Origin of the sequence: Salmonella sp. 741265050_HSA (assembly GCF_046569445.1) — a bacterium.
Classification (GTDB): domain Bacteria; phylum Pseudomonadota; class Gammaproteobacteria; order Enterobacterales; family Enterobacteriaceae; genus Salmonella; species Salmonella enterica.
Genome location: NZ_JBKFSV010000003.1, coordinates 207,708 through 228,427, shown reverse-complemented (window position 1 = coordinate 228,427; position 20,720 = coordinate 207,708). Strand labels below are relative to the sequence as shown.

19 protein-coding genes and 3 pseudogenes are annotated in these 20,720 nt (G+C 51.7%); 14 read left to right on the top strand and 8 right to left on the bottom strand.

The features are described from left to right. The first annotated feature begins 30 nt into the window (after nt 1-30). Nucleotides 31-435: a MarR family winged helix-turn-helix transcriptional regulator gene (locus ACLD4F_RS09440; RefSeq protein WP_000423338.1), complete on the top strand. Its 405-nt coding sequence runs from the start codon at nt 31-33 to the stop codon at nt 433-435. Nucleotides 436-453: 18 nt separating this feature from the next. Here ACLD4F_RS09440 and ygbI read toward each other — a convergent pair whose 3' ends face one another. After that, entirely contained in the window at nt 454-1,218 is a 765-nt protein-coding gene (gene ygbI / locus ACLD4F_RS09435) for a DNA-binding transcriptional repressor YgbI (RefSeq protein ID WP_000613179.1), read from the bottom strand. Between the two features lie 196 nt (nt 1,219-1,414). On the opposite strand from ygbI, the gene ltnD reads away from it, so the two are divergent. Genes ltnD through ACLD4F_RS09405 form a run of 6 tightly spaced genes read left to right on the top strand, consistent with a single transcriptional unit; the run spans nt 1,415 to nt 7,493 of the window. After that, nucleotides 1,415-2,338 carry an L-threonate dehydrogenase gene (ltnD, locus tag ACLD4F_RS09430; RefSeq protein WP_000206957.1) on the top strand — a complete coding sequence of 308 codons (924 nt, stop codon included), beginning with the start codon at nt 1,415-1,417 and terminating at the stop codon, nt 2,336-2,338. Then, nucleotides 2,332-3,594, top strand: coding sequence for a 3-oxo-tetronate kinase (gene otnK, locus ACLD4F_RS09425; protein WP_094882222.1), 1,263 nt, complete (start codon nt 2,332-2,334; stop codon nt 3,592-3,594). Before ltnD ends, otnK begins: the two co-directional genes overlap by 7 nt. Continuing rightward, entirely contained in the window at nt 3,591-4,229 is a 639-nt protein-coding gene (locus ACLD4F_RS09420) for an aldolase (RefSeq protein WP_000153636.1), read from the top strand. Before otnK ends, ACLD4F_RS09420 begins: the two co-directional genes overlap by 4 nt. Before the next feature lie 4 nt (nt 4,230-4,233). Next, on the top strand, nt 4,234-5,010 hold the full coding sequence (locus ACLD4F_RS09415; RefSeq protein ID WP_001136899.1) for an HPr family phosphocarrier protein: 777 nt from the start codon (nt 4,234-4,236) through the stop codon (nt 5,008-5,010). 39 nt (nt 5,011-5,049) lie between these two features. Then, a complete protein-coding gene (denD, locus tag ACLD4F_RS09410) occupies nt 5,050-6,000 on the top strand; it encodes a D-erythronate dehydrogenase (RefSeq protein WP_001165731.1) in 951 nt (316 codons plus the stop codon). Next, on the top strand, nt 5,997-7,493 hold the full coding sequence (locus tag ACLD4F_RS09405) for a GntP family permease (protein WP_000202725.1): 1,497 nt from the start codon (nt 5,997-5,999) through the stop codon (nt 7,491-7,493). Before denD ends, ACLD4F_RS09405 begins: the two co-directional genes overlap by 4 nt. A 41-nt stretch (nt 7,494-7,534) precedes the next feature. Here the strand turns inward: ACLD4F_RS09405 and ACLD4F_RS09400 are convergent, their stop codons facing one another. Further along, nucleotides 7,535-8,467 (bottom strand): LysR family transcriptional regulator, encoded by a 933-nt coding sequence (locus tag ACLD4F_RS09400; protein ID WP_072102872.1) that lies wholly within the window; start codon nt 8,465-8,467, stop codon nt 7,535-7,537. Between the two features lie 87 nt (nt 8,468-8,554). On the opposite strand from ACLD4F_RS09400, the gene ACLD4F_RS09395 reads away from it, so the two are divergent. Together ACLD4F_RS09395 and ACLD4F_RS09390 are read left to right on the top strand one after the other, a co-directional pair. Next, nucleotides 8,555-9,763: an MFS transporter gene (locus tag ACLD4F_RS09395; RefSeq protein WP_411010802.1), complete on the top strand. Its 1,209-nt coding sequence runs from the start codon at nt 8,555-8,557 to the stop codon at nt 9,761-9,763. Beyond that, the gene (locus ACLD4F_RS09390; protein WP_172496294.1) at nt 9,760-10,140 is read left to right on the top strand and encodes a DUF4440 domain-containing protein; all 381 of its coding nucleotides are present in this window, start codon (nt 9,760-9,762) and stop codon (nt 10,138-10,140) included. Before ACLD4F_RS09395 ends, ACLD4F_RS09390 begins: the two co-directional genes overlap by 4 nt. A gap of 55 nt (nt 10,141-10,195) precedes the next feature. Here the strand turns inward: ACLD4F_RS09390 and mutS are convergent, their stop codons facing one another. Next, complete coding sequence (gene mutS, locus ACLD4F_RS09385; protein WP_350387572.1) at nt 10,196-12,763, bottom strand: DNA mismatch repair protein MutS; 2,568 nt, start codon at nt 12,761-12,763, stop codon at nt 10,196-10,198. Between the two features lie 157 nt (nt 12,764-12,920). On the opposite strand from mutS, the gene ACLD4F_RS09380 reads away from it, so the two are divergent. Then, nucleotides 12,921-13,442, top strand: a complete 522-nt coding sequence (locus ACLD4F_RS09380; RefSeq protein ID WP_411010801.1) for a cytoplasmic protein — start codon at nt 12,921-12,923, stop codon at nt 13,440-13,442. Nucleotides 13,443-13,613: 171 nt separating this feature from the next. On the opposite strand, the pseudogene pphB reads toward ACLD4F_RS09380, so the two are convergent. Then, nucleotides 13,614-14,270, bottom strand: a pseudogene (pphB, locus tag ACLD4F_RS09375) (protein-serine/threonine phosphatase). 226 nt (nt 14,271-14,496) lie between these two features. Between pphB and ACLD4F_RS09370 the strand changes: the two are divergent. Next, a pseudogene (locus ACLD4F_RS09370) lies at nt 14,497-14,921 on the top strand (transposase); the annotation flags it as partial. 72 nt (nt 14,922-14,993) lie between these two features. Here the strand turns inward: ACLD4F_RS09370 and ACLD4F_RS09365 are convergent. The 4 genes and pseudogenes from ACLD4F_RS09365 to invH all read right to left on the bottom strand — a co-directional run. Beyond that, nucleotides 14,994-15,086, bottom strand: a pseudogene (locus tag ACLD4F_RS09365) (GNAT family N-acetyltransferase); the annotation flags it as partial. Nucleotides 15,087-15,135: 49 nt separating this feature from the next. Continuing rightward, a complete protein-coding gene (locus ACLD4F_RS09360) occupies nt 15,136-15,483 on the bottom strand; it encodes a DUF1493 family protein (protein ID WP_078057608.1) in 348 nt (115 codons plus the stop codon). Then, the gene (locus ACLD4F_RS09355; protein ID WP_000381614.1) at nt 15,468-15,917 is read right to left on the bottom strand and encodes an STM2901 family protein; all 450 of its coding nucleotides are present in this window, start codon (nt 15,915-15,917) and stop codon (nt 15,468-15,470) included. The genes ACLD4F_RS09360 and ACLD4F_RS09355 overlap by 16 nt, the downstream gene beginning before the upstream one ends. A gap of 431 nt (nt 15,918-16,348) precedes the next feature. Beyond that, on the bottom strand, nt 16,349-16,792 hold the full coding sequence (gene invH / locus ACLD4F_RS09350; RefSeq protein WP_023136972.1) for an SPI-1 type III secretion system invasion lipoprotein InvH: 444 nt from the start codon (nt 16,790-16,792) through the stop codon (nt 16,349-16,351). A gap of 456 nt (nt 16,793-17,248) precedes the next feature. Between invH and invF the strand changes: the two genes are divergently transcribed. Genes invF through invE form a run of 3 tightly spaced genes read left to right on the top strand, consistent with a single transcriptional unit; the run spans nt 17,249 to nt 20,699 of the window. Next, on the top strand, nt 17,249-17,899 hold the full coding sequence (invF, locus tag ACLD4F_RS09345; protein ID WP_001747511.1) for a type III secretion system transcriptional activator InvF: 651 nt from the start codon (nt 17,249-17,251) through the stop codon (nt 17,897-17,899). Further along, nucleotides 17,896-19,584: a type III secretion system outer membrane ring protein InvG gene (invG, locus tag ACLD4F_RS09340; protein WP_000848102.1), complete on the top strand. Its 1,689-nt coding sequence runs from the start codon at nt 17,896-17,898 to the stop codon at nt 19,582-19,584. The genes invF and invG overlap by 4 nt, the downstream gene beginning before the upstream one ends. After that, entirely contained in the window at nt 19,581-20,699 is a 1,119-nt protein-coding gene (gene invE / locus ACLD4F_RS09335; RefSeq protein ID WP_000612166.1) for a type III secretion system gatekeeper InvE, read from the top strand. The genes invG and invE overlap by 4 nt, the downstream gene beginning before the upstream one ends. The last annotated feature ends 21 nt before the right edge of the window (nt 20,700-20,720 follow it).

Genomic DNA, 20,720 nt, shown 5'->3' with positions numbered 1-20,720 from the left:
ATAGAAAAAGTTAATTTATCCGGAGCGCTCATGGAGTTACGAAACACCGCGTTTCATCTGTTACGCCAACTTTTTCAGCAACATACCGCACGCTGGCAGCATGAACTACCGGAGCTCACCAAACCTCAATATGCGGTGATGCGCGTTATTGCTGAACATCCGGGTATTGAACAGGTCGATCTGACCGAAGCGGCGGTCAGCACTAAAGCGACGCTGGCGGAGATGTTAAGCCGGATGGAAAATCGTGGGCTGGTAAAGCGAGAAAACGATCCGCTGGATAAACGTCGGCGTTTTGTCTATCTCACCGTTCAGGGCCAAACGTTGCTCGCCGCCGCGATACCACTGGGGGATCGCGTTGACGATGAATTTTTGGGGCGACTGAGCGCTGAAGAACGCGAACAGTTTACGCAACTGGTACGCAAGATGATGACGTAAGCGGCTTGCGCCGCTTCGCTATTGTTTGGCCATCAGCAGTGAGATATCCACTTTAGCCAGCGCCCGAATTGCGCTTTCCGGCAGGCCGTCATCGGTGACGATTTGGTTGAATTCCGCCAGCGGTAACGCCAGCCACGTCGCGACCTGGCCGTATTTGGTCGCGTCGCACACCAGAATTTTTTGGCGGCTGGCGCTGGCGACGGCCCGTTTCACCGTGACTTTATCTTCTGCCGGCGTTGAAATACCGCGCACGCTCCAGGAAGAGGCGGAAATAAAGGCCTGGTCAATCATCAGCCCGCGCAAAAGCGTCGCCGCGGCTTCACCGACGCACGACCGGTTTTCCCGGCATACCGCCCCGCCAGTGTGAATAATTGTGCAATCGCTATTGTCCATCAGGTAATCGGCGATAACGAAATCATTCGTCACCACCGTAAGTTTATTCATCGTAACCAGCTGCCTGGCGATTGCCAGCGTGGTAGTACCTGCATCAAGGTAGATACAGCTTTCTGGCTGTACCAGGCTGGCGGCCAGTTTGCCAATCGCCGCTTTCTGCGGCGTCGCCAGTTCGGTTTTGATCTGATGCGAGGGTTCGTGCGCCACGCGAGTCGATGATTGCACGCCGCCAGAGACCTGGATTACCGCGCCTTGCTGCTCCAGTTTTTGTAAATCACGGCGGATAGTCATGTGGGATACATGCATGCGCTCGGTCAGTTCAGCGATACTGACGATGCCTTTCTCCGCCACCATATCAAGAATGATTTGTCGACGCTCAGTAGGTATCAACGTCTGCTCCTTTCTTTAGTCCTGTCGCGATTTTACGCGATTTCTCGTCACAGCGTGTGAAGTTCTATGAGGATTGCCTTCACAAAAAATAACACATTTTGTTATTTTTTGTGAAACAACTCACCGCAATTGTTTACAAAAACGCCTATATTCACATAACAAAACATAATATCACGTAAATTAACATGGAGTGATAATGACAACAGGAACTGATTTTCATGTCGGCATTGTGGGGCTTGGCTCAATGGGAATGGGCGCTGCGCGTTCATGCCTGCGCGCCGGGCTTTCCACATGGGGGGCCGATCTTAACCCGCAAGCGTGCGCGAATCTTCTCGCTGAAGGGGCTTGTGGGGCTGCCGCCAGCGCCAGGGAGTTCGCCGGCGTCGTGGATGCGTTAGTCATTCTGGTCGTCAATGCCGCCCAGGTCAGACAGGTGTTATTCGGTGAGGATGGCGTCGCCCATCTGATGAAACCCGGAAGCGCGGTGATGGTTTCGTCCACGATCTCAAGCGCCGACGCGCAAGAGATCGCCGCGGCGTTGACGGCATTGAATCTTAACATGCTGGATGCGCCGGTTTCCGGCGGCGCGGTAAAAGCGGCGCAGGGCGAAATGACGGTGATGGCCTCCGGGAGCGAGGCGGCGTTTACCCGCCTGAAGCCTGTGCTGGACGCCGTTGCCAGCAACGTTTATCGCATCAGCGATACGCCGGGCGCAGGCTCAACCGTCAAAATCATTCATCAACTGCTGGCTGGAGTGCATATTGCGGCGGCGGCCGAAGCGATGGCGCTGGCCGCGCGGGCCGGTATTCCTCTGGACGTGATGTATGACGTCGTGACCCATGCCGCCGGCAACTCCTGGATGTTTGAAAACCGTATGCAGCATGTCGTTGACGGCGACTATACCCCGCGTTCGGCCGTCGACATTTTTGTCAAAGATTTGGGGCTGGTTGCCGACACGGCGAAAGCGCTGCGCTTCCCCTTACCGCTGGCCTCTACGGCGTTAAATATGTTCACCAGCGCCAGTAACGCCGGTTATGGCAAAGAGGATGACAGCGCTGTGATCAAAATTTTCTCGGGGATTACTCTGCCTGGCGTCATGCCTGAGGAGCCGTCATGTTAAAAATTGGCGTCATTGCCGATGATTTTACCGGCGCGACTGACATCGCCAGTTTTCTGGTCGAAAACGGAATGCCGACAGTGCAGATCAATGATGTCCCAACCGGGACGCAACCGGAAGGGTGCGACGCGGTGGTTATCAGCCTGAAAACCCGCTCATGCCCGGCGCAAGAGGCGATAAAACAATCGCTGGCGGCGCTGGTATGGCTGAAAAAACAGGGCTGCCAGCAAGTCTATTTCAAATATTGCTCGACTTTCGATAGTACCGCCGAAGGCAATATCGGCCCGGTCACCGATGCGCTGATGGTGGCGCTGGATACCTCATTTACCGTGATTTCTCCCGCGCTGCCGGTTAACGGACGCACGGTTTATCAGGGCTATCTGTTTGTCATGAACCACTTGCTGGCGGAGTCCGGTATGCGCCACCACCCTATCAATCCGATGACCGACAGCTACCTGCCGCGTCTGATGGAAGCGCAGGCGCAAGGGCGCTGCGGCGTTATTCCGGCTCAGACGCTTGATGAAGGCGTTGCCGCGACCCGTGCGGCGCTGTCGCGTTTACAGCAGGAAGGATATCGCTACGCGGTACTTGACGCGCTCAATGAGCGGCACCTGGAAATCCAGGGCGAGGTTTTGCGTGATGCCCCGCTGGTGACTGGCGGTTCCGGGTTGGCAGTGGGGCTGGCGCGTCAGTGGGCGAAGCACGGCGTTTCTCAGGCCCGTTCCGCAGGCTATCCGCTGAGCGGTCGCGCGGTGGTGCTTTCCGGTTCCTGTTCGCAAATGACGAATCAGCAGGTGGCCTTCTATCGACAACATGCTCCCACACGCGACGTTGACGTGGCGCGCTGCCTGTCATCCGAGACGCGCGAGGCCTACGCTGAAGCGCTGGCGCAGTGGGTGCTCAGTCAGGACAGCGAACTGGCGCCAATGATTAGCGCCACCGCCTCCACGCAGGCGCTGGCCGCCATCCAGCAGCAATATGGCGCTACCGAAGCCAGCCATGCGGTAGAGGCGCTCTTTTCCCTGCTGGCCGCTCGCTTAGCGGAAGGCGGTATCACCCGGTTTATCGTGGCGGGCGGCGAAACCTCGGGCGTGGTGACGCAAAGCCTCGGTATTACCGGTTTTCACATCGGACCGTGCATTTCACCCGGCGTGCCGTGGGTCAACGCGCTCCATGCGCCAGTCTCGCTGGCGCTAAAGTCAGGTAATTTTGGCGATGAATCCTTTTTCATCCGCGCTCAAAGGGAGTTTCAGGTATGACGATACTGGCAAAAGAAGAGCACGCTTTGCGAGAAGAGATGGTCAGGATAGCCGCCTCGTTTTTCCAGCGCGGCTATGCCACCGGCTCGGCAGGCAACCTCTCGCTGTTACTGCCGGACGGCAATATTCTGGCGACGCCCACCGGTTCGTGTCTGGGTAATCTCGACCCGCAGCGGCTATCCAAAGTGGACCCGCAAGGCGAATGGCTCAGCGGCGATAAACCGTCTAAAGAGGTGCGTTTTCATCTGGCGTTGTATCGCAATAACCCTTGCTGCAAGGCCGTGGTTCATCTGCACAGCACCTGGTCAACGGCGCTTTCCTGTCTCGAAGGACTGGACCCGCAAAATGTGATTCGCCCGTTTACCCCCTATGTGGTGATGCGGATGGGCGACATTCCGCTGGTTCCCTACTATCGCCCGGGGGATGACCGAATTGCCCGCGATTTGGCTGCGCTGGCGGCCCGGCATCAGGCCTTTTTACTGGCTAATCATGGGCCGGTCGTGTGCGGGGAGAATTTGCAGGAAGCCGCTAATAATACCGAGGAGCTGGAAGAGACGGCAAAGCTGATTTTTATCCTTGGCGAACGCCCGATTCGTTATTTAACCACCGAAGAAATTGCGCAGTTAAGGAGATAACCCGATGCCGCGTTTTGCCGCCAATTTGTCGATGATGTTTACCGAAGTGCCGTTTATCGAGCGTTTTGCCGCTGCTGCCGAAGCCGGTTTTCAGGCCGTTGAGTTTCTGTTCCCCTACGGCTTTGCCGCCAGCGAGATTAAAGCCCAGCTATCGCGTCATGATCTGACGCTGGCGCTGTTTAATACTTCGGCGGGTGATACCGCGGCGGGCGAGTGGGGACGTGCCGCGCTACCGGGGCGCGAACACGACGCGCGCGCCGATATTGATCTGGCTCTGGAATACGCTCTGGCGCTGGAATGTGAGCAGGTTCACATCATGGCGGGCGTAGTGCCGGATGGCGCTGATGGCGCACGTTATCGCGCCACGTTTATCGATAATTTGCGTTATGCCGCCGACCGGTTTGCCGCCCACGATAAACGTATTTTGATCGAAGCGCTGAGTCCTGGCGTTAAACCCGGCTACCTCTTTTCCAGCCAATATCAGGCGCTGGGCATCGCAGAAGAGGTTGACCGCCCGAATGTGTTCATCCAGCTCGACACTTTCCACGCACAAAAAGTGGATGGCAATTTGAGTCACCTGATTCGCGAGTACGCGGGCCGCTATGCCCATGTACAAATCGCCTCGCTACCGGACAGACATGAACCGGATGATGGCGAGATCAACTACCCGTGGCTGTTCCGGCTGTTCGATGACGTAGGTTATCGCGGCTGGATAGGCTGCGAATACCAACCACGGAATACCACTCAGGACGGGCTTGGCTGGTTTAACGCCTGGCGCTAACCCTGAACTACCCTACACAACAATAAAGAGGACATCCGGATGCAGATTATCATTACCGGCGGGGGCGGCTTTTTAGGCCAGAAACTCGCAAGCGCCTTATTAAACTCATCGCTGGCGTTTAACGAACTGCTTCTTGTTGATTTAAAAATGCCTGCACGGTTATCAGATTCCCCTCGTTTACGCTGCCTGGAAGCTGACTTAACCCAGCCGGGTGTGCTGGAGAATGTGATTACCGCTAATACCTCTGTTGTTTATCATCTCGCTGCGATTGTCAGCAGTCATGCGGAAGACGATTTCGATCTGGGATGGAAAGTTAACCTGGATCTTACCCGCCAGTTACTTGAGGCGTGTCGTCGGCAACCGCAGAAAATTCGTTTTGTCTTCTCCAGCTCGCTTGCCGTTTATGGCGGTACGCTGCCGGAATGCGTCACCGATACCACCGCACTCACGCCGCGCTCGTCTTATGGCGCGCAGAAGGCCGCCTGTGAACTGTTGGTCAACGACTATACCCGCAAAGGCTATGTGGATGGGCTGGCGCTGCGTTTGCCGACGATCTGTGTTCGCCCGGGTAAACCAAACCGCGCCGCCTCTTCTTTTGTCAGCGCGATTATTCGTGAACCGTTGCAGGGCGAGACGACTGTCTGCCCGGTGTCGGAAAGTTTGCGGCTGTGGATTTCCAGCCCGGCGACGGTGATCCATAACCTGTCGCTGGCCGCAACGTTACCCGCGCCTGGCGAGGCGAGCAGCATCAACTTACCGGGGATCAGCGTAACCGTGGGCGAGATGCTGGAAACGTTGCGTCAGGCGGGCGGTCAGGCGGCGCGCGATCGGGTTACGCATCAGCGCGACGAAGGCGTCGAGAAAATTGTCGCCTCCTGGCCGGGACGTATCGATAACCAGCGTGCGCTGGCGTTAGGTTTTGTCGCCGATAAACGCTTCGATGACATTATTGAACGCTTTCGACAAGATGATATGGAGGGGAGGTCATGACAAGTTTACCGACCCCAATTATCGGCCTGATCGTTGCCGTTTTCGTGCTGGTATGGCTGGTGTTACGCACCCGTGTTCATGCGCTGATCGCGATGCTGGCGGCGGCCTGTATCGCCGGTCTGTTGGGGGGAATGGGCATTGATAAAACGCTCTCTGTCATCACCAGCGGATTCGGTACGACGCTGGGCAGCATTGGCCTGGTGATTGGTCTCGGCGTAATGATGGGGCGCTTGCTGGAGGTTTCCGGCGCGGCGGAGCGTATCGCCTGGAGCTTTATCAAATGGCTGGGGAAACGTCGTGAAGAGTGGGCGCTGGCGATCACGGGTTATATTGTCAGCATCCCCATTTTCGTCGATTCCGCTTTTGTCATTCTTTATCCGGTGGCGAAAGCGCTGGCGAAAAGCGGTAAGCGTTCGCTACTGACGCTGGGCGTCGCGCTGGCGGGCGGGCTGGTGGTCACTCACCATACGGTACCTCCGACGCCAGGCCCGCTGGGGGTAGCCGGGATTTTTAACGTCGACATCGGCGCAATGTTATTGACCGGGATGGCGCTGGCGGTGCCCTGTGTGATCGGCATTGTGTTCTATGCGCAGTGGCTGGATAAACGCTACCCTGATTTCGTGCCGCGTACGCTGAACGCCGATGAAGTCAATGCCGCGCTGGAGCAGTACAATAAAGAGAAAGAGCAAAAGGATCTGCCGAGCCTGACGCTCTCTCTGCTGCCTATTGTGGTGCCGATCGTGCTGATCTTCCTGAAGGCTATCTGTTCCACCCTCGCCACTGTAGAAGGATGGTCCGGCCTGGCGACGCATCCGGTGGTACAGGCAATCAACTTTGTGGGAAGTCCAGTGATCGCGTTGGCCATCAGCGTTCTGCTGGCGGTGTATACGCTGGTGCCGCGCATGGATAAACATACCACCGCAGAGCGTCTGGAAGAGGGCTTGCAAAGCGCCGGGATTATCTTACTGGTCACGGGCGCTGGCGGCGCGTTGGGCGCGATCCTGCGCGACAGCGGCGCGGGGCAACAGCTGGCGGAGCAGGTTGCCAACCTGCCGATCTCGCCGATCCTGATCCCGTTTATCGTGGCGACGCTGGTACGCCTGATTCAGGGATCGGGGACGGTGGCGATGATCACTGCCGCCTCGATTTCCGCGCCGATCCTGGCGCAGATCCCCGGCATCAATATGTTGCTTGCCGCTCAGGCCGCAACGATGGGGTCGCTGTTCTTCGGCTACTTCAACGATAGCCTGTTCTGGGTGGTTAACCGCATGATGGGCGTCTCTGATGTCAAACAGCAGATGGTGGTTTGGTCTGTACCGACGACCATTGCCTGGGCGATTGGCGGCACCGGCGTGGCGCTGATTAACCTGCTGTTCGGTTCCGGCGGCAGTTGGCTCGATCCGTTACTGCCGATTGTCGTTCTGGCGGCAATTATGCTGTGGGTGCGTTGGCAGGCGCAGGGGATCAAAGACAAGCTGGTAGTTAAGGATTAAGACGGTATTATCCGTCCGGGAGCGCAATGCTCCCGGGCTGGCTACAATGATGGGGCGTGCTCCCCGCAATCCCATTGCGAACGTAAAAAATCAATAAATGCGCGTACTTTTGTCGATACATGGCGGGCGTCCGGATAAACGGCATAAATGCCCTGACGGGGAAAATGATAGTCGGGTAACAGGTGAATTAACGTTCCATCCTCCAGTGCGGTGTTGACTAACCATTGCGGCAGTAATGCGACGCCGCTTCCCGCGAGAGCGAAGGCCATCAGCGAGCGCGCGCTGTCGACAGAAATTTTGCCGGCTTTGCTTATCTCCAGGCGTGAGTGTTGGCCATGATTATTCGTTACTGTCCACCGTAGCGGCGTAGGTAATCGCTCATGAATAATCCATTCCGCCTGGGCCAACGACTCCAGTGACGACACGGGGTGGCGGGCGAGCCACTGCGGCGCGGCGACCGGCAGAATGGTAAAGCGGGATATCAGCGCGGCGCGATAGCGGGAGTCCGCCAGCGAGCCAAGCCGAATCGCCACATCAAAGCGCTCGGCAATTAAATCGGCATGATGTGATGAGGACATATGCCGAATACGGAGATCGGGATGGCGCTGACTAAACTGCGCCAGTACCGGAATGACCACCTGTTCGCCAAACTCGGGCGTAGTGGTAATACGTAACTCGCCGCCCAGCCCACTATGGCTGGCACGCACTTCATCCTGCAAATTTTTCGCTGCGTTGAGTAAATTCACGCCTTTTTGGTAAAAGAGGACGCCGGCGTCTGTGAGCGTCAATCGTCGGGTGGAACGTAGCAGTAACGTTACGCCAAGCTCTTTTTCAAGCTGCCGAATATTAAAACTCACTACCGCTTTTGTTTGGCCCGATGCGGCCGCGGCCGCCGTGAAGCTGCCGCTATCTACCACGGCGATAAACAGCGACATACGCTGCAAATTGAGCATGGCGAGCTCCTTTACTGTCAAAATTATTTTGACAGTATATCGTTGAAGCGCGGACTTATCTGGCTTTCTCCGGACGGCTACATTAGCGCCTCTGACGGAGGATGCATAATGACGTATCGCAGTAAAGTGGCAGTGGTTTACCTGCTCGGCTTCTTTCTTGATCTGATTAATCTGTTTATTGCCAGCGTGGCTTTTCCTGCGATGTCCGTGGATCTGCATACGTCCATATCGGCGCTGGCATGGGTGAGTAACGGTTATATCGCAGGATTAACGCTGATCGTTCCGTTTAGCGCGTTTCTTTCGCGTTATCTCGGCGCACGACGGCTGATCATATTTTCGCTCATTCTGTTTAGCGTTGCCGCCGCTGCCGCAGGTTTTGCCGATTCCTTACACAGCCTTGTTTTCTGGCGTATTGTGCAGGGGGCGGGCGGTGGCTTATTGATCCCGGTTGGTCAGGCGTTAACCTGGCAACAGTTTAAACCGCATGAACGCGCTGGCGTGTCATCGGTTGTCATGATGGTGGCGCTACTGGCGCCGGCATGTTCGCCTGCGATTGGCGGGTTGCTGGTGGAAACGTGCGGCTGGCGCTGGATATTCTTTGCCACGCTGCCGGTGGCCGTTCTCACCTTATTGCTCGCTTATCGTTGGCTGAACGCCGCGTCGACGACAATGGCGTCAGCAAGATTACTCCATTTGCCGTTGTTGACGGACAGGCTGCTGCGTTTTGCCATGATCGTCTATCTGTGCGTACCGGGTATGTTCATTGGTATCAGCGTGGTCGGGATGTTTTATCTACAGAACGTCGCGCAGCTATCGCCTGCGGCGGCGGGGTCGCTGATGATCCCCTGGTCGATCGCTTCATTTGTCGCCATTATGCTTACCGGACGTTACTTCAATCGGCTTGGGCCGCGTCCGCTGATTATCGTCGGCTGTCTTCTTCAGGCCGCAGGGATACTGCTTTTAACTAACGTTACGCCTGCGACATCGCACCGTGTACTGATGATGATATTCGCCTTAATGGGCGCTGGCGGCAGTTTGTGCAGCAGTACCGCGCAGAGTGGCGCTTTCCTGACTATTGCTCGCCGGGACATGCCTGACGCCAGCGCGCTATGGAATCTTAATCGTCAGCTTAGCTTTTTCCTTGGCGCGACGCTGTTGACGCTGCTGTTAAACGCGCTCCAGCGCGTTATGTCGCTTGAGGTTGCTTATCGCTGGACCTTTATTGCCGCCGCCGGTATCACCCTGCTGCCCCTTATTTACGCTGTCTGTCTAAACAATAGACAGGCGCTTCTGTGCCTGAAAAAGGAAAGATCATGAATCCATATAAAGAAGAAATTATTCATGCCCATGCGGCGATTGAGAACTGGCTTAGTAAGGGGGTGAGTAGCCTGGAGGCGTTGATAGCGCGTTTTGCTGTTGATTTTACGATGATAACGCCAGGAGGTATTTGTCTGGATTATCCGGCGCTGGGCGCTTTTTTCCAGGCGCAGTGCGCGTGTCGCCCGGGGCTGGTTATCGTGGTTGAGCACATTGACCTTGTGGCGGAGTGGCCGGAAGGCGCCGCGCTGCGTTATCGTGAGCGCCAGCAACTGCCGGGCCAGGCTGAGACGGTACGCTGGTCGACGGTCATTTTAAAAAGCGAAAGAGGACGGATAGTCTGGCGTCATTTACACGAAACAACAGTCACAGCCTGAAAAGCCTGTTCCTGCGCGCAGACCCGATAGCGCGGCGCTATCGGGTCTGACACGTTTACACCAGACTTTTCAGCCGATAGATCCACTCCAGCGCCTGGCGTGGCGTCAGGGAGTCCGGATCGAGATTCTCCAGCGCTTCAACGGCAGGCGATGTCTCCTCCGGGGCGGCAAGCAACGACATTTGCGTGCCGTCCACCTGCGTTGCCGCCGCATTGGGCGAGATGCTTTCCAGCTCGCGGAGTTTTTGGCGCGCGCGTTTGATGACTTCTTTAGGGACGCCCGCAAGCGCCGCGACCGCCAGGCCATAGCTCTTACTTGCCGCGCCGTCCTGCACGCTGTGCATAAACGCGATAGTATCGCCGTGTTCCAGCGCATCCAGGTGGACGTTCGCCACGCCTTCCATTTTCTCCGGTAATTGGGTCAGCTCGAAGTAGTGGGTAGCGAACAGCGTTAACGCTTTAATCTTATTCGCGAGATTCTCCGCGCAGGCCCAGGCCAACGACAGCCCGTCATACGTGGAGGTACCGCGCCCGATTTCATCCATCAATACCAGACTGTTTTCCGTGGCATTATGCAGAATGTTCGCGGTTTCGGTCATCTCCACCATAAAGGTCGAACGCCCGGAGGCCAGGTCATCCGCTGCGCCGACGCGGGTAAAAATACGGTCGATGGGGCCGATTTCCACGTTTTGCGCCGGAACGTAACTGCCGATATAGGCCAGCAGGGCGATCAATGCCGTTTGTCGCATATAGGTACTTTTACCGCCCATATTGGGGCCGGTAATGATCAACATCCGGCGCTGCGGCGACAGGTTGAGCGGGTTAGCGATAAACGGCTCATTCAGTACCTGTTCAACCACCGGGTGGCGACCTTCGGTAATACGGATACCGGGTTTATCGGTAAATGTCGGGCAGGTGTAATTCAGCGTCCAGGCGCGTTCGGCCAGGTTAACCAGCACATCCAGCTCCGCCAGCGCGTTGGCGCTCTGCTGTAAATCGGCCAGATGCGGCAACAGCAGATCAAACAATTCGTCATATAGCTGTTTTTCCAGCGCCAGCGCTTTGCCTTTCGAGGTCAGAACTTTATCTTCGTACTCTTTAAGCTCAGGAATAATGTAGCGTTCGGCATTTTTCAGCGTCTGGCGACGCACATAATTGATGGGCGCCAGATGGCTTTGACCACGGCTAATCTGAATGTAATAACCATGTACCGCGTTATAGCCGACTTTCAGCGTATCCAGCCCGGTACGCTCACGTTCGCGAATTTCCAGACGATCGAGATAATCGGTGGCGCCGTCCGCCAGCGCGCGCCATTCATCCAGCTCTTCATGGTAGCCGGGCGCAATAACGCCGCCGTCGCGGACCAGTACCGGCGGCGCGTCAATAATGGCGCGTTCCAGGAGGTCGCGCAGCTCGGCGAAATCGCCCATTTTTTTACGCAACGCCTGTACCGGCGCGCTGTCAACGGTTTCAAGCTGAGCGTGCAATTCCGGCAGCTGCTGGAAGGCGTGACGCATTCGGGCGAGATCGCGCGGACGCGCGGTGCGCAGCGCCAGACGCGCAAGGATACGCTCCAGATCGCCGACCTGACGCAGCACCGGTTGCAGTTCGCTGACGGTGTCCTGCAAGGCGCCGATGGTCTGCTGGCGTTCACGCAATATGCCGGTATTTCGTACCGGCATATGCAGCCAGCGTTTAAGCATTCGGCTACCCATTGGCGTCACGGTACAGTCAAGCACCGCGGCGAGGGTATTTTCGACACCACCGGCCAGGTTCTGGGTAATTTCCAGATTGCGGCGGGTCGCGGCATCCATAATGATGCTGTCCTGCTGGCGTTCCATCGTAATGGAACGAATATGCGGCAGGGAGGTGCGCTGGGTATCTTTTACGTACTGTAACAGGCAGCCTGCCGCACATAATCCACGCGAGGCATTTTCGACGCCGAAACCGACCAGATCCCGCGTACCGAATTGCAGATTTAACTGCTGGCGGGCGGTATCAATCTCAAACTCCCACAACGGGCGACGGCGCAGACCCCGGCGTCCCTCTATTAACGCCATTTCAGCAAAATCTTCGGCATACAACAGTTCGGCGGGATTGGTGCGCTGCAGCTCTGCGGCCATCGTTTCACGGTCGGCGGGTTCGCTCAGACGAAAGCGGCCGGAGCTGATATCCAGCGTGGCGTAACCGTAGCCTTTACCATCCTGCCAGATAGCCGCCAGCAGGTTATCCTGACGCTCCTGTAACAGGGCTTCATCGCTGATGGTGCCAGGCGTAACGATACGCACGACCTTACGTTCAACGGGACCTTTGCTGGTGGCCGGATCGCCAATCTGTTCGCAAATAGCGACGGATTCGCCCTGATTGACCAGTTTCGCGAGGTAGTTTTCTACGGCGTGGTGCGGGATTCCCGCCATAGGGATAGGTTCGCCAGCCGATGCGCCGCGTTTGGTCAGCGAAATATCGAGCAACTGCGACGCACGCTTTGCGTCGTCATAAAACAGCTCGTAAAAGTCTCCCATACGATAAAAGAGCAGGATCTCCGGATGCTGGGCTTTCAGCTTGAGATACTGCTGCATCATCGGGGTGTGGTTGGAGAGATCCTTGTCGATAGACTCTTGCATATTGATTTTACTCGTTTTTTATTCTTTCAAGTGCTCATGTGGCCCCGGGGAAAACCCTTATAAACTCACATAAACCCATAAATTTGTAGCTCACCTGTAGCCTAAAATGTGACAGGTTACATTCTCATCATTCCTGGACTACAACAGGGGTGATACTTTGAAAACAACTCTCAGCCAGCCTTTCATTATCAACAAGTTAAGTATCAATGTTAAGCCTGCACTCAGTCGCTCTGGAAAAATCGTTTTCGAAGCTAACCCAGCTCAAAAATTCTACATTGTTTTCGATGACCACAGAGAAGCTCCTGCTGGTTTCGGGGTAAAAGCCAGTTTGACGAAAAAAACCTACGTAATCCAGCGAAGAGTAGCCTCGTCAGATCGTAATGTCAGTGAGGGTAGGAAGCCAAGTTCTGTCTTGAAAGTAAAAGTTGGAAATGTGTTCGATTTTCCAAATATTGACGAAACAAGGCAAGTAACCAGGCAATTAGTTCAGACCATGCTCGCAACCAAGAGAAATCCCAACAAAATTAAGAGGGGAGCGGATGCTTCCAAACTCGAGACTGTAATCAAGATTGTGTTGCATGAAGGCAAGCCGATCCATTTCGCCACCACGGTTATTGCGCTTTCTTCCGATAGGTATCTTGAGATGTGCGATCTTTACTCTTCTCAGGCGATCGAGTAACTACCTGCGTCGGATTACGGCTTCGTTTTTTTGGCCTGCGATCTTAATGCTGAAATGGGCAGAAAAACGCGAAATTTAGACGCTATTACGAATGGGCAATGGTATTTATTGAAGGCTATATCATTGCCCATAATGCAGGGAGGGTTGATATTATATAATTCTATTTCCAGATTACTTTATTTTAAAAAAAGACAGATTGCCTGAACAGAAAGAACCGGTGTCAATGTAGATTTGATTGGCGAATGTTGTTGTGTAGTCAACAATCATATGGCCGAAGATGAAAGTATCCGCACCGCGTATTGGATGGATATTCCCCTGTAACGAACCAAGCAGACGATCGCGTGACCATAGAACGCTATCAATATCAACTTGCTTCCCATAATCGTAGCTGTCATCTGGATAATCGGCATGGGCAATCACGTACTTCTTTGAGGACGTTTCAACCTCTATGATGTGAGGACGCTACTTAAAAGTTAGTAATAGCTCAGTGGCTTCTTGCCTGTCTTTTTCGGTGACCGAGTCGTACCAGTAACCACCGTTTACATACCAGAAATTGCCATCCTGTGTTTCAAAAGCGTCAAGCGCCATAGCTTCATGATTACCCACTACAGAAATAAACCATGAGGTATTTAACAGTCTCAGTGTTTCAAGGTTTTCTTTTCCTCGATCAATGTTATCTCCAGTGGAGATCAAGAGATCGGTATCAGGAGAGAAATTTAATTGAGCCAGTCTGGTTAACAATAAGGAGTAACATCCATGAATATCACCAACGACCCAAATGTGGCGATAGAGATCGCTGTTGATGTCAGCATAACGGATTAATTCCATGATGTTCCTATAGCACAATTTTGGAGGCTGGTATTATAACAAAGAAATAGGGTAATATTAAATTTTATTGTTTAAAATACACAGTTATTAAAATAGCCTACAAGCTAGAAATGAACAGAGAATATATATTTTATGAATCGGTTAATTAAAGTAGACGATGTGCTTGAAAGATGCACGATTTCTCGCGCAACACTTTCCTGATTAATTGCAAAGGCATACTTTCCCACTCAGCGGCACGACGGATACGCAGGCACTGCCGGGGCTGATTAGCCAGACTCACCGTAAAATCAGGGAAGCCTCGGCTGACGGCGCTTATGACACGCGCTATTGCCATGATGTGTTATTGAGGAAAAAAATCAGGCCGCTAATCCCGCCACGAAGCGGTGCGCGATACTGGCCGGGCAAGTACCATGAGCGTAACCACGCGGTGGCGAATCAACATCGGAGCGGCAGCAATGAGGTCTGGAAAAGAAAGTGGGCTATCACCGTCGTTCAGTAGTGGAAACAGCGATGTTCCGTATTAAAACCTTGCTGGGCGGCTATCTGAGTCTGCGGAACTATGACGCGCAGGTGGGTGAAGCGATGGCGATGCTCAAGGCGCTGAACTGGATGACGTTGTTGGCAATGCCGACCAGCGTCAGGCTCGTATAACGAGTGCTCCGGTGGGAGTCCTGTATCCTTATCGTTGGCCGATTCTGAATTATTCAACAAAGCCTCATGTTGTCATAACCTACCAGATGCAGATAAAGTAGCATAAAGCGTTTTAAACGACAGCAACAAGGAAAGGGGTTGATCGTTTAATGATACTGCGCCAAATAACAAAATTCATAGTAATTAACTCCTGATTAATTCGACATATTTTTCATTAATCATAAATCCATTTCCCAGCTTTCGCTGATTCAGAAAACATTCTGATTGTTAAAGGTTTACGAGTTCGTTCTACATCTTCCCGTTTTAATTTAAACCATCGTGTAAGCAGTGGAGTATTCTCCCAAGGAAAATAACACGACCATTTAACTTGTGATAAATCTACATTAAATTTTTTTTCAAATTTATCCAAAGCTTCATGCAGGTCATCGCCTGGAGCTTCAAATAAATCAGAATCAAGTTCTAAAGGGATTTCTTTCAAATTGCTGTCTAAATATCCGGGAATCTCTTCACGGAAGAGTGTTAACACCTCTTGCTGAATTGTGTCCATCAAAAGGATGTCCATTGTATACGATCTTTAGGGCGTGCTATTAGGTTGTATTTTGCCTGAGTTCTCCTTGATACCTGGTAAATTGAATTCACAAGACCAACCCAACCTAACCATGGAACATATCGTGCTATGACTGCGGCAAGATTATTTGTTTTTCGCATTCTTATACCAACGGGTGTAGGAACTCTAATACCGAAAGGAGTTTGTGCATTTCGTAAAAGCATTCTCCCATACCTGGAGATAACACTTGTCCCTTTGATTGCCTCTCCCGGTTTCGTTCTGGTTTTTAACCACGGTTGCCCGGCGAGGATAGCAGCACCTGACTCAATGCCAATCCCTGGTTCATCACAAAATTGCTCAAGGAAAATTACATCAAATAGTTCACCTGCTGACAGGTTCGATTGTCCGTGGTAGAAGTAGGTTCCGTTTAGTTCTTCTGTCGTATCCATTCAATCACCTTATAGACTGTTTGCCATTCATTCCAGACATCGGGACGTTTCTGCCGCTATACTAGCCTGGTAGTCAATACGCTGTCACAGGTAAAAAGAACGTTATCCGCGAAAAGTGGATGGGGTATCGTAAGAATGCCAACATGTGGGGCAAGAGGGGGATGTCAGTTTACCGCGATATACGAGACGATAGTTTGTCAGTATAAGTTTCGGCTATTCTCCCAAGTCTGGGAGGCCGTTCTTTATCACAAATAAAAAAAGCAGCAGCGAGGTGCTGCTGTATCAAAAAGCAGATTGATAAATGCAACGTAAGAGACAAATGGCCAACCGTAAAAGTGACCATAGCTATAATAATTATATTGATATTAAGTGGCAATGCAAAATATGGTCTTAATTATATCATGATGAGTTCAGCCAACGGTGATATGGCCTTATAAGGCTTGCAGTCTTTCATGGGCAGCAAGTAACGTCTGATATATGCTTAAATTCTTACTTCCGGGTTCAAGAAGAACTTTTTTAAATTCGGTCATGAGTTGCTCTTCATCTTCTTTCGAACGCATGTATTGTGGATGTTCCTGGAAGAAGGTGAGCGCCTGCTCTTTGGTTTGTTTATATTTTTCGCAAAAAATGCTTGAGCTGATTGCGCTATTTTTTGATGCGGAATTATCAGCGTTCTGGTTTGATAATGATTTATTCTTCGCAAGGTCTGACGGCACATACGGAAGAGACTGACACTCATCAATACTATTTGCGTTGGCCAGTTGCTCTTTCTGAGCGCCAGGTTGCGGTACAGGTTTGCTCACGGAGGAAGGGAGGGGCACTTGGGCACAGCCGATCAGTAAAAAGACAGGAAGACAGCTATAAAATTTTTTCATATTAACTCCAACTACAGAAGAATGAGGCACAATGTTTTTACACAACCGTCAGAACGTTATCTGACAATAGTTATAAGGGGGCGAATGCGTTTCAGGAATGCTAGCAAAAAAAACTCCTGATATAAATAATTAATTCTTCATCCCGATGACAATATTTGAATTTTTGCTGCTGCAGAATAATAAGCCAGAATTTATACACTATGAGCTGATTTTCTATTTTAAATTATCAAGCGCTGTGCAAATGGGCCAATTTAATTAGCGGGTGGCATCAGTTTCATAATGATTGCATCAGGATTTTGCCACCCGCTCCCGGTATTGTTTACATATTAAAATGATTTTTAACTGGTGCTGACAACTATGCTAAATACGCAGGAAGTACTTAAAGAAGGAGAGAAGCGGAAAATCCGCAGCCCGGAAGCATGGTTTATACAGACGTGTTCCGCGCAAAAGCTGCATATGTCATTTTCTGAAGGCCGACACAATGAAAATTGCCTGATTCAGGAAGGCGCGCTGCTTTTTTGCGAGCAGGCTGTTGTCGCACCAGTATCAGGAGACGTGGTTTTTCGACCGTTAAAAATTGAAGTACTCAGCAAATTACTGGCCTTTATCGATGGCGCAGGATTAGTGGACACGACATATGCTGAATCCGATAAATGGGTTTTGCTGAGTCCTGAGTTTCGCGCTATTTGGCAAGATCGTAAACGCTGCGAGTACTGGTTTTTGCAGCAAATTATTACGCCTTCTCCGGCCTTCAATAAGGTACTGGCGCTGTTACGAAAAAGCGAGAGTTACTGGTTGGTTGGCTATTTACTCGCTCAGTCAACCAGCGGCAACACGATGAGGATGCTGGGAGAAGATTATGGCGTTTCTTATACCCATTTTCGTCGTTTGTGCAGCAGAGCGTTGGGCGGAAAAGCGAAGAGTGAATTACGAAACTGGCGTATGGCGCAATCGCTGCTGAATAGTGTAGAAGGCCACGAGAACATCACCCAATTAGCCGTTAATCATGGTTACTCATCGCCTTCACATTTTTCTAGTGAGATCAAAGAGCTGATCGGCGTTTCGCCGCGGAAATTATCAAATATTATTCAATTGGCAGACAAATGAAGACACATATTCTTTTGGCCAGAGTGCTGGCATGTGCCGCGCTTGTTCTGGTTGCACCTGGTTATTCTAGTGAAAAAATACCTGTAACGGGAAGTGGGTTTGTTGCGAAAGACGATAGCCTGCGGACATTTTTCGATGCCATGGCGCTACAGCTAAAGGAGCCTGTCATTGTTAGCAAAATGGCGGCACGAAAAAAAATTACGGGCAACTTTGAGTTTCACGATCCTAACGCATTACTGGAGAAGCTTTCCCTACAACTGGGGCTGATTTGGTATTTCGATGGGCAGGCTATCTATATTTATGACGCCAGTGAAATGCGCAATGCCGTGGTTTCTTTACGCAACGTCTCACTCAATGAGTTCAACAATTTTCTAAAACGCTCAGGTTTATATAACAAAAATTACCCGCTACGTGGCGATAACCGTAAAGGAACATTCTATGTTTCAGGGCCACCCGTCTATGTTGATATGGTGGTCAACGCCGCCACCATGATGGACAAGCAAAACGATGGTATTGAGCTGGGACGCCAGAAAATAGGGGTGATGCGTCTGAACAATACCTTCGTGGGCGATCGTACCTACAATCTGCGCGATCAGAAAATGGTTATCCCCGGTATTGCCACGGCCATTGAAAGGTTGTTGCAGGGAGAAGAGCAACCTTTAGGTAATATTGTCAGTAGCGAACCCCCGGCGATGCCAGCGTTTTCAGCGAATGGAGAAAAAGGTAAAGCAGCAAATTATGCCGGTGGCATGAGTCTGCAGGAAGCTTTAAAGCAAAATGCCGCGGCGGGCAATATTAAAATCGTGGCCTATCCGGATACCAACAGTTTGTTAGTAAAGGGAACGGCTGAGCAGGTGCATTTTATCGAAATGCTGGTTAAAGCGCTGGATGTCGCCAAACGTCACGTAGAATTATCCCTGTGGATTGTCGATCTTAATAAAAGCGATCTGGAGCGTTTGGGCACTTCATGGAGCGGCAGCATTACTATTGGGGACAAACTTGGCGTGTCATTAAACCAGTCTTCAATAAGTACCCTCGATGGCAGTCGATTCATCGCCGCGGTCAATGCGTTAGAAGAGAAGAAACAGGCGACGGTGGTTTCGCGTCCGGTATTACTGACTCAGGAAAATGTTCCCGCTATTTTTGATAACAACAGAACGTTTTACACCAAGCTGATTGGGGAACGTAATGTGGCGCTTGAGCATGTAACATACGGAACAATGATCCGAGTGCTGCCCCGTTTTTCCGCAGATGGTCAGATAGAAATGTCGCTGGACATTGAAGATGGCAACGATAAGACGCCGCAATCCGATACTACCACCTCCGTAGATGCGTTACCCGAAGTCGGGCGAACGTTAATTAGCACTATTGCAAGAGTTCCGCACGGAAAAAGTTTGCTGGTCGGTGGTTATACACGGGATGCAAATACCGATACTGTCCAAAGTATTCCGTTTTTAGGCAAATTACCGCTTATTGGTAGCCTGTTCCGTTATTCCAGTAAGAATAAAAGTAATGTTGTTCGTGTGTTCATGATTGAACCAAAAGAAATTGTCGACCCGTTAACGCCGGATGCCAGCGAATCGGTAAACAATATTCTGAAGCAAAGCGGTGCCTGGAGTGGGGACGATAAGTTACAGAAATGGGTTCGTGTTTATCTGGATAGAGGTCAGGAGGTAATTAAATGATTCCTGGCTCAACCTCTGGTATTTCATTTTCCAGAATATTGTCCCGGCAGGCATCTCATCAGGATGCGACCCAGCATACTGATGCGCAACAGGCGGAAATACAACAGGCCGCAGAGGATTCGTCTCCAGGGGCGGAAGTACAAAAATTTGTCCAGTCGACGGACGAAATGTCAGCGGCGCTGGCGCAATTTCGTAACCGTCGCGATTATGAAAAAAAATCCAGTAATTTATCTAACAGTTTTGAACGCGTGCTGGAGGATGAGGCTTTACCGAAGGCGAAGCAAATATTAAAGCTAATTAGCGTACATGGCGGCGCGTTAGAAGATTTTTTACGTCAGGCGCGTAGCTTATTTCCTGACCCCAGTGATTTAGTCCTTGTGTTACGCGAATTGCTTCGTCGTAAAGACCTGGAAGAGATCGTGCGGAAAAAGCTGGAGTCGTTACTTAAGCACGTTGAAGAGCAAACCGATCCGAAGACCCTCAAGGCAGGGATTAATTGTGCGTTGAAGGCCCGGCTTTTTGGGAAAACATTATCGTTAAAACCAGGCTTATTGCGCGCCAGCTATCGGCAATTTATCCAGAGTGAATCACATGAAGTGGAGATTTACTCTGACTGGATAGCCAGTTATGGCTATCAACGTCGACTAGTGGTACTGGATTTTATCGAGGGTTCGCTATTAACCGATATTGACGCGAATGACGCCAGCTGTTCGCGTCTGGAGTTTGGCCAGCTTTTACGACGCCTGACGCAACTCAAAATGTTGCGCTCCGCTGACCTACTGTTTGTGAGTACATTGTTGTCGTATTCGTTTACCAAAGCGTTTAATGCGGAGGAGTCGTCGTGGCTACTACTGATGCTTTCGCTATTGCAACAGCCACATGAAGTGGATTCGCTGTTAGCCGATATTATAGGTTTGAATGCGTTATTGCTTAGTCATAAAGAACATGCATCCTTTTTGCAGATATTTTATCAAGTATGTAAAGCCATACCCTCTTCACTCTTTTATGAAGAATATTGGCAGGAAGAATTGTTAATGGCGTTACGTAGTATGACCGATATTGCCTACAAGCATGAAATGGCAGAACAGCGTCGTACTATTGAAAAGCTGTCTTAATTTAATATTAACAGGATACCT